Here is a 16,068-nt window from a genome sequence, read left to right on the forward strand (position 1 = left end):
AGACACACCTCCTTAATTCTTTAATGTGGTTTAATTGGACGTTGCGCGTCCTCCCACTCATTCTATTCGACGAGTAATTTACCGAAATAAGCACAACATCAAACAGGAAAAATTGTACCATTAAAATAAAAGTTTCGCAATAGGAAACTTAGTCAATCTTCTCAACTTGTGAGAAATCGAGCTCTACTTTCGTTTCACGACCGAACATATCGACAGAAACTTTCATTTTTTCAGCTTCTGTTTCAAGCTCTTCGATCGTACCTTCCAGGTTCGCAAAGACACCTTCTTTGATCCGTACGATTTGTCCCATTGTAAAGTCATAACGACTCTTCATGTCGACAAGTCCCATTGATCCGAGAATGTTTTCTGCTTCTTCAGGAAGAAGTGGTGTCGGTTTCGAACCGCCGCCGACCGAACCGAGGAATCCCGTGACGTTCGGTGTGTTACGGACGACATACCAAGAATCATCCGTCATGACCATCTCGACGAGGACATACCCCGGGAAGATCTTGATTTCACGTTCCTTGATTTTCGTTTCACCTTTTTTGTTTGTTACTTCTTCCTGTACCGTTTCGATTGGAACGAGTACACGGAAGATTTTCTCGTCCATGTTCATAGATTCAATCCGACGTTCAAGATTTGCCTTGACGTTATTTTCGAATCCAGAGTACGTCTGGACAACAAACCACTGCTTATCCATGGTACGTCACCTCTTCTTTTTACTTAATCAACCAACTCATGAATGCGCTGAGCCCTGAATCGACACCGAAGATGAAGACACCCATAAAAATGACCATACCGATTACGGTCAGTGTATACTTCGTCAGTTCTTTTCGTTTTGGCCAGCTCGTCTTTTTCAGTTCATTCCATACGTCACGCAAAAATTTCATCGTACTTTCCCTCCAGGATGTATTAAATGGGGACAGATGAAGCCTTATTTCGCTTCTTTATGAATCGTATGCGCGTTACAGCGGCGACAGAACTTTTTCAGTTCCAAGCGGATGCTGACATCCTCTTTTTTCATCGTCGTGTAGTCGCGGGCACCGCAAATATCACAAGCAAGGCCTACTTTCTTCGCCATCTCAAACGACCTCCTTCTTTGCCACTCCTTCTCTTCAAGAAGAGAACCCTCTCTCCAAAAAAGAGCGTAAAAAAAAAACGCCTATGAGCGGCGTCTCGCTAGTAAGGCGCTATTTATACAGTAGCACACCCGGATACCGGGGTCAATCCACCTCTCGATCAGACCGTCAGTTTTCGCGCTTCTAGATACCGTTCCAGCTTTTTCTTTACGCGTTGAAGGGCATTATCGATGGACTTGACATGACGATCGAGATCGTCGGAAATTTCTTGATAGGTTCTTCCGTCGAGATAAAGCGCAAGCACCTTGCGTTCCAGATCACTGAGAATCTCATCCATCTTGCTTTCGATATCCGCATACTCTTCCCGGTTGACGATCAACACTTGCGGATCCGACGGGGCGGTCGATGTAATGATATCGAGCAACGTCCGTTCCGACTCATCATCGTAAATCGGTTTATCAAGCGAAATGTATGAATTAAGCGGGATATGTTTTTGACGTGTCGCGGTTTTAATCGCCGTAATCATCTGCCGGGTAATACACAGTTCAGCAAACCCTTTAAAGGAAGCCAGCTTATCCGTCCGATAATCCCGGACTGCCTTATACAGACCAATCATGCCTTCTTGGATGATATCTTCGCGGTCCGCTCCGATCAAAAAGTAAGACCGTGCTTTTGCACGCACAAAGTTCCGATACCGCTCGATCAGAAATTCGAGCGCATCACTGTTGTCAAATACCTTCGCCTGTTCCACAAGCGCCTCATCGGTCATGCACTCAAACTGGTCGAACGAAACCAAACTCATCCGTCATCCCTCCAAGCTTCTCTAACAAACTAATCGATTGTTTCTAATTATACAATAATTTCCTGCCCTGCGACAATGAAAATTGGCATGACCTCTTTTTTGTTCCTGGAATGACCGGAACGCCTCACGCACCCGGATCAAAAAAAGCGGATTCCACGACTGCATCGTGAATCCGCTTTTCCGTTTTCATCATGAATCTGAATTTTTGCGCCGCCGGATTTCTTCGAGCCGTTCAATGACATCAGCCGGCATATCGATTGTCGAACGTGGTTTTTGACTCGTTTTTGACGTAATGGTCTGTCCGCGGATCACGGCGACCGCCGCTTTCCAGTCCCGGCGCAGTTCCTGTGCTGAAACCCGTAAAGCACCGAGTGTGAAGATGACCCATTGTTCGGTGAAATCGTTTGTTGCGACCGTCAGTTTAACCCGGATATCCTGTAACCATTCCGCTGCTGTTTTTTCAATCCATTCATCCGCCGTTTCGTTTTCCCGTGTGTAAATGACTTCGATACCGCTTTTCTTAATTCGGGATTCCCGTCCCGGTTGCAGATAGGCATCAAAGACAATCGTCACACTGATTCCCGTCACGGCTTGGTACTCGGCCATCGCATCGACCAATCGTTCCCGTGCTAATTCAAAATCCTGCTCCCGCAATGTCCGGAACTCCGGCCATGCGCCAATGATATTGTAGCCATCAACGATCAGACGGTCGTATTTCATCGCGAATACGGCTTTCTTGTCCGGTAGACCTCATATAACAACAATGAGGCGGCAACGGATGCGTTGAGTGACGTGACGTGTCCTGCCATCGGGAGATGGACGAGGAAATCGCATTTTTCGCGGACAAGCCGACTCATGCCTTTTCCTTCGCTGCCGATGACGATTCCAAGCGGCATCGTTCCGTCGAGCGTCCGGTAGTCATCGCTCTCGCGGGCATCCGTTCCGACGAACCAGATTCCTTTTTTCTTTAAATCTTCCATTGTCCGTGTCAGGTTCGTGACACGTACGACCGGGATGTGCTCGATGGCCCCTGTCGAAGCTTTCGCGACGACTTGCGTCAATCCGACGGACCGGCGTTTCGGAATGATGATTCCGTGGGCCCCGACAGCATCTGCCGTCCGGAGAATCGATCCGAGATTATGCGGGTCTTCGAGTTCATCGAGTAAAATCATCAACGGCGTCTCGTCTTTTTTTTCTGCAAGAGCAAAAATATCATCGAGTTCTGCATACTCGTAAGCCGCGACGGCCGCGACGACACCCTGGTGGTTGTCACTTCCCGTCAGACCATGTAATTTGGAACGTGGAACGATCTGTGTCTGGACTCCGGCCTCTTTCGCCATCGCATGGATGACGGCAAGCGGTCCTTTCTGCTGTCCTTCCTGAATGAAGAGCTTGTTCATCTCCCGACCTGACCGCAATGCTTCGAGAACAGGGTTCCGTCCGTACAGGAAGTCTTGTCCTTCCGCGAGCGGTTCAATCACGACCTCTTCCTGTTTGGTTTCAACCTTCTTCTGTTTCGGCTTTTCGCTATGCGGCTTGTCTTTTTGTTTTCGTGCCGGCTGGAACGATTTATTTTCCGTCCGCTGCTTCGGCTTCGAGTAATTCGAACGCTTGTCCGATGAGTTCTTCAAGACGATCCCCTCCTTCTGCAAGATAGATATATCCAAGCAATGCTTCAAACGCCGTAGCATAACGGTACGTATGGACGTCCGTACTTTTCGGGACAGAACCGGATTTGGCGTTCTTCCCGCGCCGGACGACGGCTTGCTCTTCTTCTGTTAACGTATTTTCATTTAACCAGTGGGTCACGACGAACGCTTGGGCCTGGGCACGGACATACCGGATGGCTGCCTGATGCAGCTCACCCGGTTTGACGAACCCCTTTTCAAGCAACCGTTCCCGGACATGCATTTCGTAGACGACATCGCCCATGTAGGCGAGTGCCAGTGCATTTAATTGTTTGTAGTTCTTCATCCGCGCTTCCACCGCATCCCTTGTGCTGTATCCTCAAGCAAGATGCCTTGGTCACGCAGTTGATCACGGATCGCGTCCGCACGGGCGAAGTCCCGTTCTTTCCGTGCCGTATCCCGATCACGGATCAGCTGTTCCACTTCTTCGTCGAGCAACCCTTTTTCAATCGTCAGGGTCACACCGAGAACCGTCGACAATTCTTGGAAGACTGCCAAGAAACGTTCCAGGACTTCTTTTGCAACTTGATCTTCCCCAAGATAGAGGTTCGCTTCCTTCGACAGGTCAAACAGATCAGTCACGGCATTTGCCGTATTGAAATCATCATCCATCGATGTGACGAAATGCTGTTTGATTTCTTCAATCCGGTTCAACCATTTTTCTGTTGCCGTTCCGAGGTCAGCTGTCATCGTCAGACGATGTTCAACGTTTGCGACCGATTCGCGGATTCGTGCCAACCCGTTTGCTGCCTGATCGATCAGGTCACGGCTGTAGTTGATCGGATGACGGTACTGGACCGACAGCATGAAGAAACGTAAGACCATCGGATCGACCGCTTGAATCGCTTCGTGGACCGTCAGGAAGTTACCGAGTGATTTGGACATCTTTTCATTTTCGATATTGAGGAATCCGTTATGCATCCAGTAGTTCGCAAACTTTTGGGAATTGCAGGCTTCCGATTGGGCAATCTCATTTTCATGGTGCGGGAATTTAAGATCCTGTCCGCCGGCATGAATATCAATCGTATCTCCGAGATATTTTTTCGCCATCGCCGAGCACTCGATGTGCCAACCGGGACGTCCTTCTCCCCATGGACTCGTCCATGCCGGTTCACCCGGTTTTGCCGCTTTCCATAAGACGAAATCGAGCGGATCTTCTTTTTTCTCATCGACCTCGATCCGGGCACCTGAACGGAGTTCGTCAATCGACTGTTGGCTCAATTGACCGTAATCTTTAAAGCTGCGTGTCCGGAAGTACACATCTCCGCTTGACGCGTAAGCATTTCCTTTTTCGACGAGTACTTCGATGAAGGCGATGATATCGTCCATCGTTTCCGTGACGAGCGGATGAATATCCGCTTTTTGGACATTTAACGCCCCTGTATCCGCGTGATAGGCTTCGATGAATCGTTTTGTCAGTGCGTGGTAATCTTCTCCGAGCTCATTTGCTGTCCGGATGATTTTATCGTCAACATCCGTGAAGTTCGAGACATACTTGACGTCGTAGCCCCGGTACGTAAAGTAGCGGCGGACTGTATCGAAGACGATGGCCGGACGGGCATTTCCGATATGGATGTAGTTATAGACAGTCGGTCCACAGACGTACATCTTGACCTTTCCTTCTTCAAGCGGTTTAAACGGTTCCTTTTTTCCGGTCATGCTGTTGTAAAGTTGTATCATGGCGGTGTCCTCCTTTTATTCGTTCAATCTCATCTTTTAATTGTTCAAGTTCCAGTTCAACCCGTTCCTGGCATTCACGAACCGGATCGGGTAATTGATGATCAAGCGGTGCATCGATCTTGATACCGTCCTGTATCACGACACGTCCGGGAATACCGACAACGGTCGCATTGGACGGTACGTCTTTTAAAACGACGGAGCTTGCACCAATCTTCGACGAATCACCAATCGTGATATCACCGAGTACGCGTGCTCCGGCGGATACGAGGACACCATTTCCGAGTGTCGGATGCCGTTTGCCCGTTTCTTTCCCTGTTCCCCCGAGTGTCACACCTTGGAACAACGTGACATCGTCGCCGATAATCGCTGTTTCGCCGATGACGACGCCCATACCGTGATCAATGAAGAAACGACGTCCGATCGTCGCACCGGGATGAATTTCGATTCCTGTCAGGAACCGACTGAATTGCGATAGCATTCGGGCGGCGAGATGCAGATTCATTTTCCACATACGGTGGGCTAACCGGTGCATCCAGACAGCGTGTAACCCAGGATAAGTCAAGACGACTTCTATCGTACTCCGGGCTGCCGGATCCTGTTTAAATACATTGCGGATATCTTCACGCATCCGTGTCATGTTTGTTCTCCTCTCCATAAGAAAAAGCGCCTCCGTGCATCGCTGCACAGAGACGCTAATCAGCGCGGTCCCACTCTGTTTGGATGAACGAATCATCCCTCTCCGGTCCGTTAACGCCGGAGATACGTCTACGCCTACTCTCACTGATTTCGGGTAGCACTCAGAGGGGCATTTCGAGAGCGCGTCCGTTCAAGCTTTCTCACCACTCAAGCTCGTCTCTGTACAACGGACATCGTTCCTACTTTCCTCATCTACGCTTTATTTTATGCGTCCAGACGCGCAAGTACGCGATCTTTTCCTAATAATTGAATCGTGTTCGGAAGCTCTGGTCCGTGCGTTTGTCCGGTCGTTGCGACACGGATTGGCATGAACAGATTTTTTCCTTTTTGTCCGGTTGCTTTTTGAGTGGCTTTGATCGCCCCTTTGATCGCTTCCGGTGTCCATTCTTCAAGTGTCCGCAATTGGCTTGCGAATTCACTTAAGACAGCAGGAACAGTTTCTCCTGCCAAGACAGTGTTTGCTTCTTCATCATACACCAGTTCATCCTCAAAGAACATCTCTGAAAGCTCGACGATTTCCGCACCGTGCGTCATCTGTTCCCGGTATAATCCGACCAGGTTTTGTGCCCAGACAAGCTCTTCTTCCGTCGGTTCGCTTGAAACGCGTCCCGCGTCCTGCAGGAACGGCAGACTTGCTTCGAATACTTCTTCGAACGATTGGTGTTTCATGTATTGACCATTGATCCAGGCCAGTTTTTGTTGATCAAAGACAGCCGGACTTTTCGAAAGACGGGACGCATCGAAAATCTCGATGAACTCTTCTTTCGTGAAAATTTCCTGTTCGCCGACCGGTGACCAGCCAAGCAACGTCACGAAGTTGAGTAACGCTTCCGGCAAGTAACCAAGATCTTTATACTGCTCGATGTATTGAATGATCGACTGATCACGTTTCGACAGCTTTTTGTGTTCTTCGTTGACGATGAGCGTCATGTGACCGAACGTCGGATACTCCCAGCCGAACGCATCGTAAATCATCATCTGTTTCGGTGTGTTCGAGATATGGTCGTCTCCGCGAAGGACGTGGCTGATCGCCATCAAGTGGTCATCCACGACAACCGCAAAGTTGTACGTCGGGATGCCGTCTTTTTTGACGATGACCCAGTCGCCGAAGTCTTTGGATTCGAACGAAACATCTTCTTTGACGATATCGTTCCATGTGTAGGTGACGCTTTCCGGTACACGGATTCGAATCGACGGTGTCCGCCCTTCAGCCACGAACGCTTCTTCCTGTTCCTGCGTCAAGTTCCGGTGAGCACCTGAGTAACGTGGTGCTTCGCCGCGGGCAATTTGTGCTTCCCGTTCTGCTTCAAGCTCTTCCGATGTCATGTAGCACCGGTAAGCCAATCCTTTTTCAAGTAACTCGTCGGTATACTTTTTGTATAGATCGAGTCGCTCCATTTGGAAATAAGGACCGTACTCGCCGCCGCGACCTGGACCTTCATCCCAGTCGATGCCGAGCCATTCGAGGTACTTCATCTGACTTTCCACACCACCGTCGATGTTTCGTTTCTGATCCGTATCCTCAATCCGTAAAATCATCTTGCCGCCTGCATGTCGTGCAAACAGGTAGTTAAATAATGCTGTTCGTGCATTCCCAATATGAAGGTGTCCCGTTGGACTTGGTGCATAACGTACACGTACTTCTGCCATTACCGATCCACTCCTTTAGTCTAAAATTCGCTTACCTAGTATACCTTATTCTTCGATTCGTTTCAGCAAAATCACAGCCTGACATGCGATTCCTTCTTCACGTCCCGTAAAGCCGAGCCATTCCGTCGTCGTAGCCTTGACGTTGATCTGTTCGATATCCGCTTCAAGCAGCTCCGCGATCCGTGCCCGCATCGTATCGATGTAAGGACGTAACTTCGGTGCTTGTGCAATGACGGTCGCATCTAAATTCCCCAGCTCATAGCCTTGTGCTTTGACTAAAGCATAGACGTGTTGCAACAACTTTGCCGAATCAGCATCTTTAAATTCCGGATCCGTATCGGGGAAGTGTTTCCCGATATCCCCGGCTGCGATGGCACCGAGTGCCGCGTCCGCAATCGTATGTAACAAGACGTCGGCATCCGAGTGCCCGAGTAATCCTTTCGTATGTGGAATCTCGATTCCACCTAAAATCAGCTTACGATCCTCTGCAAAGGCATGTACATCAAAACCCTGTCCAATTCGAATCATCATCATTTCCCCCGTTTCGTTAAAATAGCTTCTCCAAACAATAAATCGTCCGGTGTCGTCACTTTAATGTTCTCGTATTGTCCGGTAACCCAAGTCACCGTTCCTCCGTCCCATTCTATCAAACTTGCGTCATCCGTACCTAAAAATTCCGTTGCCGCTTTGGCATGGATGCTTCGGATCGTCTCTAGCTTAAAGGCTTGCGGTGTTTGAGCAGCCATTAATTGCTCCCGAGGAACCGTCTCGACAATCATGTCGCCGTCAATCCGTTTGACGGTATCCTTAATCGGTACACCTAAAATTGCAGCGCCGGTCCGTTCCGCTGCTTCGACGACCTGATGAATCGATGCAATCGTCACGAATGGTCGTGCCCCGTCATGAATCAACACGATTCCGGACTCCGTCAACGCTTCCAGACCACGCTGGACGCTTTCCTGGCGTTCACGTCCGCCCGGGACAAGACGGATTGGTGTCTTATAGGGTGCTGTAATGCGTTCGAACCAGGACTGCTCGGCTGGATTGATCGCGAGAATGATTTCAAGACAAGCCGGATCCTGTTCAAAAACGTCAAGTGTCCACTCGATGATGGAACGATTTCGTAACATCAGCATCAACTTGTTCCGATCGGCCCCCATCCGTTTCCCTGCGCCGGCAGCCGGAATGACGATCCGGTATGTGTGCTCTTTCATGTAGTTCCCTCTTTTCTCATAAGTAAAGACTGCCAAAATAGATTTGGCAGTCCGCTGGTTATTTTTCTTGTGGTTTCGCAAAAATCATTCGTCCGGCAGACGTCTGTAACACACTGGTCACGACAACACCAACCGTTTTTGAAATCAAGTGTTTTCCTTCTTCGACGACGACCATCGTGCCATCCTCCAGATACGCAATTCCTTGTTTTTGTTCTTTTCCTTCTTTAATCACAAGGACTGTCATCTCTTCACCGGGAATGACGACCTGTTTGACAGCGTTCGCCAAATCATTGATGTTCAAGACCGGTACGTTTCGCACTTCGCAGACTTTATTTAAGTTGTAGTCGTTCGTGACGACAATGCCTTTCATCAGCTCAGCCAGTTTAATCAACTTGATGTCGACTTCCGGAACATCCTCAAAGTCTCCGTCATAAATCTCGACTTCCATGCCGGGAATCGATTGGAGTTCTTTAAGAACATCAAGCCCGCGGCGACCACGGTTTCGCTTCAACGTATCCGATGAATCCGCAATATACTGCAACTCGCCGATCACGAATTGTGGAACAATCAGTTTGCCTTCGACGAATCCGGTTTTCGCGATATCGGTAATCCGGCCGTCGATGATGACACTCGTATCCAGGACTTTACTGTTCGACTTTGCGACAACGACGGGCTCAGCCGCTTTTTTCTCCGACTGATTGTTACTGTTACGCAAGAAGACTTTCGTCAGTTCGTGACGTTTCCGGTACCCGACCGTAAATCCGAGGTATCCGAACAAAACTGCGACAATCACAGTCAACACATTACTGAGTAATGGAATACCGACCAGTTCAATCAGCATACTGACAAGAAAAGCCATGACAAGGCCAACCAATAAGCCGAATGTGCCGAAAAATAAATCGGCGACCGGTGCTTTCACTAACTTTTCTTCTAAAAACCGGAGAAGTCGAATCACAGAATCCGTAATGAATAATCCAATTAATAAAAATATGAGTGCACCAATCGTTCCTGTTACGTATGTGGTCATCAACCATTCCGGGAAAGCCATCTTCGTCGCTGCTTCAATCAGTTGAAATAATTGAGGAAGCAACAAGATACCAAGCGCAAGACCTAATAACGCAAAAAAGATCCTGATGACGATTTTCAATCTTCCCACCTCCTTTTATTATTTTAAGTTCATTGTAACATGTATTTATTTGAATCACCTACGCCTTAGGATGGGGAAACTGTTTACATGTCTGTTACATCTTCCCCATCTTTTGCCGTAGTTGAAACCGCTTAAAACGGAATTGTTTCCCGCAATGCTTCATCGACACTTTCGACGCCGATGACCGTGATGCCGGGCGGATACGTCCATCCACCGAGGTTGTTCTTCGGAATGATCGCACGTGTGAAGCCAAGCTTCGCCGCTTCCGCGACACGCTGTTCAATCCGTGAGACGCGTCGGACTTCACCGGTCAATCCGACTTCACCGATAACAACATCCGTCGGTCGTGTCGGCTTATCGCGGAAACTCGAAGCGACCGCCACACAAATCGCTAAATCGATTGCTGGTTCATCGAGTTTGACGCCACCCGCTGCCTTGAGATAGGCATCTTGTGTCTGCAGCAACAAGCCCGATCGTTTTTCCAAAACAGCCATCAGTAACGCGACTTTATTTTGATCGATCCCCGTTGCCATGCGACGCGGGTTCCCGAACGAGGTCGGCGAAATCAAGGCTTGTAGTTCCACCAATACCGTCCGCGTCCCTTCCATCGAAGCGACAATTGTTGAACCGGATACACCGGATGTCCGTTCTTCGAGGAAAATCTCCGACGGATTCAAGACTTCTTCAAGACCCGATTCGCGCATTTCAAAAATCCCGATTTCATTCGTCGAACCGAATCGGTTTTTAACAGCCCGCAAAATCCGGAACGTGTGATGGCGCTCTCCTTCGAAGTACAAAACGGCATCCACCATATGCTCAAGCAGACGAGGTCCGGCAATCGATCCTTGTTTCGTCACGTGACCGACGATGAAGATGGCGATTCCACGACTTTTGGCGATTTTCATCAGCATCGCCGTACATTCCCGGACTTGCGTGACACTACCCGGCGCTGATTGGATTTCATCAATATAGACGGTTTGAATCGAATCGATGATCAAAAAGGCCGGGTTTTCTTCATCGACGACACGCTCAATCATATTCATATCCGTCTCACTTAAGACAAACAGATCCTGCGTCGGTAATCCGAGTCGTTCCGCCCGCAATTTCGTTTGCTTAAGCGATTCCTCACCCGAAATATACAGAACCTTCTCCCCGCGTGCGGCGAGACGTGCGCTCGTCTGAAGTAAAATTGTCGACTTCCCGATTCCCGGGTCTCCTCCGACAAGTACCATCGAACCGGGGACGATTCCACCACCGAGGACCCGGTCAAATTCACCGCTGCCGGTGAAGACACGACTTTCCTCCTGTGACAGGATATTCGATAAACGTTCCGGTTTTAATTGTTTAGTTGTCGTATGCACAAAAGCAGAACCCCGCCGTGCTTTTTTCTCTTCGACGACTTCTTCTACCATCGTGTTCCATTCGCCACAGCCGGAGCAACGACCCATCCATTTCGGAGATTCCGTTCCACAACTCTGGCAGACAAATTTCGTCTTTATTTTAGCCAAGCGATTCATCCTTTCTTTTTATCAAGAAAAAAATCCAGCTTTCGCCTCATACTTGCGAAAGCTGGACCCTGTTGATCAATTATTCGGTCGTTGCTGGTTCAGCTTGATGACGGCGGACGATGAATTCACCATCTTCGACATCAAGTGCCACCCGCTCACCTTTTTGAATATCGCCTGCGAGCAATGCTTCTGACAAGCGGTCTTCTGCTTCCCGTTGAAGGGCACGACGGATTGGACGGGCTCCGTATTCCGGATCATATCCGATATCCGCGATTTTCGAGAGCGCAGCCGGCGTCAACTCGAAATGAACCTGTTGTTCTGCAAGGCGTTTCTCAAGCGTTTTCGCCATGAGTTTTACGATTTCTTCGATGTGTTTCTTCTCAAGTGAGTGGAAGACGATTGTTTCGTCAATCCGGTTCAAGAATTCAGGACGGAAGGCGCGTTTCAACTCTTCCATGACTTTACCCTTCATGTCTTTGTACTCACGATCCGTATCATCGGAGACCGCAAAACCAACATATTTATTGCGTTTAAGAGCACTTGCTCCGACGTTTGACGTCATGACGATGATCGTATTACGGAAGTCGACAGTCCGACCTTTTGAATCCGTTAAGCGACCGTCGTCAAGCACTTGAAGTAAGATGTTGAAGACTTCAGGGTGTGCTTTCTCGATTTCATCAAGCAGTATGACGGAATATGGTTTCCGGCGTACTTTCTCAGTTAACTGACCGCCTTCTTCATATCCGACATATCCCGGAGGAGAACCGACAAGGCGACTTGTCGCATGTTTCTCCATGTACTCGGACATATCAATCCGGATGATCGCATCTTCGTCACCGAACATCGCTTCTGCGACAGCCCGGGCAAGTTCCGTTTTACCGACACCGGTTGGTCCGAGGAAGATGAATGAACCAATCGGACGTTTCGGATCTTTTAAGCCGGCACGTGCACGACGGATGGCTTTTGAAATCGATTTAACGGCTTCGTCTTGACCGATGACACGTCCATGAAGAATTTCTTCGAGGCGAAGCAGACGATCTGTCTCTTCTTCCGCGATCTTCGTGACCGGAACACCTGTCCAGTTGGCGACGACTTGGGCGATATCGTCTTTTGTCACTTCCAGTTTCTCGTTGCCTTGCTTGTTCTGCCATTCTTCTTTTAAGCGTTCGAGTTCATCCCGTAATTTTTGTTCTGTATCACGGAGACTGGCTGCTTTTTCGAATTCCTGGCTTTGAACGGCTTCATCTTTATCTTTGCGAATACCTTCAAGCTTCGCTTCGACTTCTTTTAAGTTCGGTGGTGCTGTATAAGAACGTAAACGGACTTTTGAAGCCGCTTCGTCAATCAAGTCGATTGCTTTATCCGGTAGGAAACGATCTGAAATATAACGGTCCGAGAGTGTAACGGCTTCTTGGATCGCTTCATCCGTGATTGTCACACGATGGTGCGCTTCATAACGGTCACGCAGACCGAACAAGATTTGTGTCGCTTCATCCGTTGTCGGTTCAGCTACTTGAATCGGTTGGAAACGACGTTCGAGTGCCGCATCTTTTTCGATGTATTTCCGGTACTCATCGAGTGTTGTCGCTCCGATACACTGGAGTTCTCCGCGGGCAAGTGACGGCTTCAAGATATTCGAAGCATCGATTGCACCTTCTGCTCCACCGGCACCAATCAATGTGTGCAATTCATCGATGAAGAGAATGATGTTTCCGGCCTGACGAATCTCATCCATGACTTTTTTCAAACGGTCTTCGAACTCACCACGGTATTTTGTTCCGGCGACGAGTGTCCCCATATCGAGAACCATGACACGTTTATTCCGTAATGTCTCCGGCACTTCATTATTGATGATTTGTTGGGCAAGACCTTCGACGACGGCTGTTTTACCGACACCGGGTTCTCCGATCAAGACCGGGTTGTTTTTCGTCCGGCGGCTTAAGACTTCAATGACACGTTGAATTTCTTTTGAACGGCCGATGACCGGATCAAGACGTGTTTCCCGTGCTTGTTGCGTTAAGTCGCGTGCGAGACCATCAAGTGTCGGTGTTGCGACGCCAGAGCCGGCTTGTGACGCATTTGCTGTCGTTTCGCTGTTGCCGAGCAATTGAAGTACTTGCTGACGTGCTTTCGAGAGGCTGATGCCAAGGTTGTTTAAGACACGTGCTGCCACGCCTTCTCCTTCACGGATCAAACCAAGTAGAAGGTGTTCTGTTCCGACATACGAATGACCGAGCTTACGGGCCTCATCCATCGAAAGCTCGATGACTTTTTTGGCGCGTGGTGTATAGTGAATCGTTGTCGCACCGTCTTGGCCGCGACCGATTAAAGCTTCAACTTCCATTTGAATCTTATCTGAACTGAGTCCGAGTGCTGTTAAGGCTTTCGCCGCAATCCCGTCTCCTTCACGTACAAGTCCGAGTAAAATGTGTTCTGTCCCGATATTATGGTGACCAAGACGTACCGCTTCTTCTTGAGCAAGTGCGAGTACGCGTTGAGCACGTTCTGTGAATCGTCCAAACATCATTACGCAAAACCTCCTTGTGTGTGATCCCTGTTTGTCTGTTCGGTTAACATCTGACGAATGATGGTCGCTCGCTCGATGTCCCGTTCTCTTGATGTTAATTGTTTCCCGAAATGCTTTTGTAGAAAACCTGTTTGTAGCGATACAAGCAAATGATGGAACAAGTTCGGCGGAAGTTCGACCTCCAAACCGAGACTGTCCGCTAACCGGACATCGGATAAACGTTCCGTTGCTTCACGGGCCGTAATCAGTCGGGCTGATCGTAAAATTCCGGATGACCGGTAAAGCCGGTCTTCTAGTTCTTCTTGATACGTCTCCAATAATCCTTTTCTTGCTGCTTGTTCTGCTTCAATTAATGCTTCAACGGCAAATTGATAATCCGTAATCAACATGTCTTCACTGGCACCAAGTGTCCGTTGGTTCGACAATTGGAACATCCGGCCGGAAGCATCGCTCCCTTCACCGTAACGCCCACGAATCGCAAAACCGAGCTGCCGCAGGTGTTTAATGTACCCTTGGATTTGATTCGTCAGGACGAGTCCCGGTAAATGCAACATGACTGAAGCCCGCAGACCTGTTCCGACGTTGCTCGGACAGGTCGTCAAATAACCAAGCGTATCATCAAAAGCAATCTTAAAGCGTTCACTGATTAAACGATCGACCTGCTTCGCAACCCGAAATGCTTCTTCCAGCTGTAAACCCGGTAAAAGCGTTTGAATGCGGAAATGATCCTCTTCATTGACCATGACACTGATCTGTTCATCTTCACTTATAAAAAGTCCAGTCCGTGGATGTGTCGCCAGCGCCGGACTAATTAAATGCTTTTCTACTAAAGCAGTCCGGGTTAAAGCATCGACTTGGTCAACCCGTCCAAATTGAAAACCTTTCAACCCCGATAGTTGACGCTCAGTTTCATTGATTAACGCATTTGCCTGATCTTCTGCCATTCTTGTCGAAAATGGATAGTGGGCTACATTACGTGCTAACCGAATTCTGGTTGAAACGACAATATCATCGTAAGGTGCCTGCTGATCCATTTTTTGACTGAGAGGTTGCGTCAAGAGTTCTTCAAACATGGCGCAAATCCTCCTCCACATTTACAATTTGTTGTTTGATGATTTCTGCTTCTTCATAGTCTTCCGATAAGATTTTCCGATTCAACTGTTCCCTGAGTCGACTCAACTGCTGGACCAAACGTTTTTCGACCGACTCTTCTTCAGGACGTGAACCGTAATGTTTCGTATGACCGTGTTGAAACTGACGAATCATCCCGTCGACTTCTTCTTTAAAAAACGAATAGCATGTTGCACAACCAACTTTTCGTAAATGTAAAAGTTGTTGACGTGTCATCCCACATGAAGGACAAGCGGTTTCTTGATAGGCTTTTGCCAATTCTTTTACACAAACCGAACAAAGGATTTGTTCGGTTCCTTCTTGATCTTGTGGAAGTTTGACACGGACGACAGCTCCCCGTTCACCACACCGCTGACAACGCATACACATTCCTCCCGTGTCACAGTCGTTTAATGGTTTGCAAGACGGTTTGCATCAAATGAGCCCGCATCCGACGTTGATCTTCAAGTGCCATTGGTAGACTTTCCTTCTGTAGCAACGATTGAATCAAAATCGCTTCCCGTCGTGTCAAAAGTTGCTCATTGATTAAACGAACTAGATAGTCTTCTGCCGCTTGTTCGGTCAAATCGTTTCCAACCCACCGACTCATTTCGTCTAACAGATCATGACTATCTAAAATGACAATCTTTTGAATGCGGATATACCCACCGCCACCACGTTTACTCTCGACAAAGTAACCTTTTTCAATCGTGAAACGCGTGTTGATGACATAATTGATTTGTGAGGGTACACAATCAAATCGTTCTGCAATTTCCTGGCGTTTGATTTCGATTTTTTTCTCATCATGTAAAATCTGCTTTAAATAGGCTTCGATGATATCTGTGATGTTTTGCATGGGCACCACCTCTCTGACCATCTTTGACTATTGTTTGATTTAATAGTAATCATCTTAAAAGTGAAATGCAAACATTTAGCTTTTTAGGGTACACAAAAAGACCGACCTGCA

At 48.3% G+C, this 16,068-nt stretch carries 18 protein-coding genes and 1 other annotated feature; all 18 genes read right to left on the reverse strand.

Annotated elements, in window-relative coordinates:
* Positions 1-148 precede the first annotated feature (148 nt).
* A complete protein-coding gene (gene nusG / locus N7U64_RS14915; protein ID WP_012368995.1) occupies positions 149-700 on the reverse strand; it encodes a transcription termination/antitermination protein NusG in 552 nt (183 codons plus the stop codon).
* 19 nt (positions 701-719) lie between these two features.
* Complete coding sequence (secE, locus tag N7U64_RS14920) at positions 720-890, reverse strand: preprotein translocase subunit SecE (RefSeq protein WP_012368994.1); 171 nt, start codon at positions 888-890, stop codon at positions 720-722.
* A gap of 44 nt (positions 891-934) precedes the next feature.
* On the reverse strand, positions 935-1,081 hold the full coding sequence (rpmG, locus tag N7U64_RS14925) for a 50S ribosomal protein L33 (RefSeq protein WP_012368993.1): 147 nt from the start codon (positions 1,079-1,081) through the stop codon (positions 935-937).
* Positions 1,082-1,239: 158 nt separating this feature from the next.
* A complete protein-coding gene (gene sigH, locus N7U64_RS14930; RefSeq protein ID WP_012368992.1) occupies positions 1,240-1,881 on the reverse strand; it encodes an RNA polymerase sporulation sigma factor SigH in 642 nt (213 codons plus the stop codon).
* A gap of 189 nt (positions 1,882-2,070) precedes the next feature.
* On the reverse strand, positions 2,071-2,601 hold the full coding sequence (locus N7U64_RS14935; RefSeq protein ID WP_012368991.1) for an NYN domain-containing protein: 531 nt from the start codon (positions 2,599-2,601) through the stop codon (positions 2,071-2,073).
* Complete coding sequence (gene rlmB / locus N7U64_RS14940) at positions 2,598-3,362, reverse strand: 23S rRNA (guanosine(2251)-2'-O)-methyltransferase RlmB (protein ID WP_012368990.1); 765 nt, start codon at positions 3,360-3,362, stop codon at positions 2,598-2,600. Before rlmB ends, N7U64_RS14935 begins: the two co-directional genes overlap by 4 nt.
* Before the next feature lie 88 nt (positions 3,363-3,450).
* The gene (locus tag N7U64_RS14945; protein ID WP_318930441.1) at positions 3,451-3,855 is read right to left on the reverse strand and encodes a ribonuclease III domain-containing protein; all 405 of its coding nucleotides are present in this window, start codon (positions 3,853-3,855) and stop codon (positions 3,451-3,453) included.
* Positions 3,852-5,249, reverse strand: a complete 1,398-nt coding sequence (cysS, locus tag N7U64_RS14950) for a cysteine--tRNA ligase (RefSeq protein WP_318930442.1) — start codon at positions 5,247-5,249, stop codon at positions 3,852-3,854. Before cysS ends, N7U64_RS14945 begins: the two co-directional genes overlap by 4 nt.
* Entirely contained in the window at positions 5,203-5,886 is a 684-nt protein-coding gene (gene cysE, locus N7U64_RS14955; protein ID WP_318930444.1) for a serine O-acetyltransferase, read from the reverse strand. Before cysE ends, cysS begins: the two co-directional genes overlap by 47 nt.
* 45 nt (positions 5,887-5,931) lie before the next feature.
* Positions 5,932-6,149: a binding site (T-box leader), on the reverse strand.
* Positions 6,150-7,595: a glutamate--tRNA ligase gene (gene gltX / locus N7U64_RS14960; protein WP_012368986.1), complete on the reverse strand. Its 1,446-nt coding sequence runs from the start codon at positions 7,593-7,595 to the stop codon at positions 6,150-6,152.
* Between the two features lie 45 nt (positions 7,596-7,640).
* Positions 7,641-8,123 (reverse strand): 2-C-methyl-D-erythritol 2,4-cyclodiphosphate synthase, encoded by a 483-nt coding sequence (gene ispF, locus N7U64_RS14965; RefSeq protein ID WP_041261398.1) that lies wholly within the window; start codon positions 8,121-8,123, stop codon positions 7,641-7,643.
* A gap of 2 nt (positions 8,124-8,125) precedes the next feature.
* The gene (ispD, locus tag N7U64_RS14970; RefSeq protein WP_318930447.1) at positions 8,126-8,809 is read right to left on the reverse strand and encodes a 2-C-methyl-D-erythritol 4-phosphate cytidylyltransferase; all 684 of its coding nucleotides are present in this window, start codon (positions 8,807-8,809) and stop codon (positions 8,126-8,128) included.
* 58 nt (positions 8,810-8,867) lie between these two features.
* Positions 8,868-9,956: a PIN/TRAM domain-containing protein gene (locus N7U64_RS14975; protein ID WP_012368983.1), complete on the reverse strand. Its 1,089-nt coding sequence runs from the start codon at positions 9,954-9,956 to the stop codon at positions 8,868-8,870.
* A gap of 131 nt (positions 9,957-10,087) precedes the next feature.
* Complete coding sequence (gene radA / locus N7U64_RS14980; RefSeq protein ID WP_234944553.1) at positions 10,088-11,464, reverse strand: DNA repair protein RadA; 1,377 nt, start codon at positions 11,462-11,464, stop codon at positions 10,088-10,090.
* Between the two features lie 79 nt (positions 11,465-11,543).
* A complete protein-coding gene (gene clpC / locus N7U64_RS14985) occupies positions 11,544-13,991 on the reverse strand; it encodes an ATP-dependent protease ATP-binding subunit ClpC (protein ID WP_318930450.1) in 2,448 nt (815 codons plus the stop codon).
* Positions 13,991-15,064 carry a protein arginine kinase gene (locus tag N7U64_RS14990; RefSeq protein ID WP_318930452.1) on the reverse strand — a complete coding sequence of 358 codons (1,074 nt, stop codon included), beginning with the start codon at positions 15,062-15,064 and terminating at the stop codon, positions 13,991-13,993. Before N7U64_RS14990 ends, clpC begins: the two co-directional genes overlap by 1 nt.
* Positions 15,057-15,485 carry a hypothetical protein gene (locus N7U64_RS14995; protein WP_318930453.1) on the reverse strand — a complete coding sequence of 143 codons (429 nt, stop codon included), beginning with the start codon at positions 15,483-15,485 and terminating at the stop codon, positions 15,057-15,059. Before N7U64_RS14995 ends, N7U64_RS14990 begins: the two co-directional genes overlap by 8 nt.
* Positions 15,486-15,501: 16 nt before the next feature.
* The gene (locus N7U64_RS15000; protein WP_290827021.1) at positions 15,502-15,957 is read right to left on the reverse strand and encodes a CtsR family transcriptional regulator; all 456 of its coding nucleotides are present in this window, start codon (positions 15,955-15,957) and stop codon (positions 15,502-15,504) included.
* Positions 15,958-16,068 lie beyond the last annotated feature (111 nt).

This window comes from Exiguobacterium sp. K1 (genome assembly GCF_033721435.1).
In the GTDB taxonomy this organism is placed as follows: Bacteria; Bacillota; Bacilli; order Exiguobacteriales; family Exiguobacteriaceae; genus Exiguobacterium_A; species Exiguobacterium_A artemiae.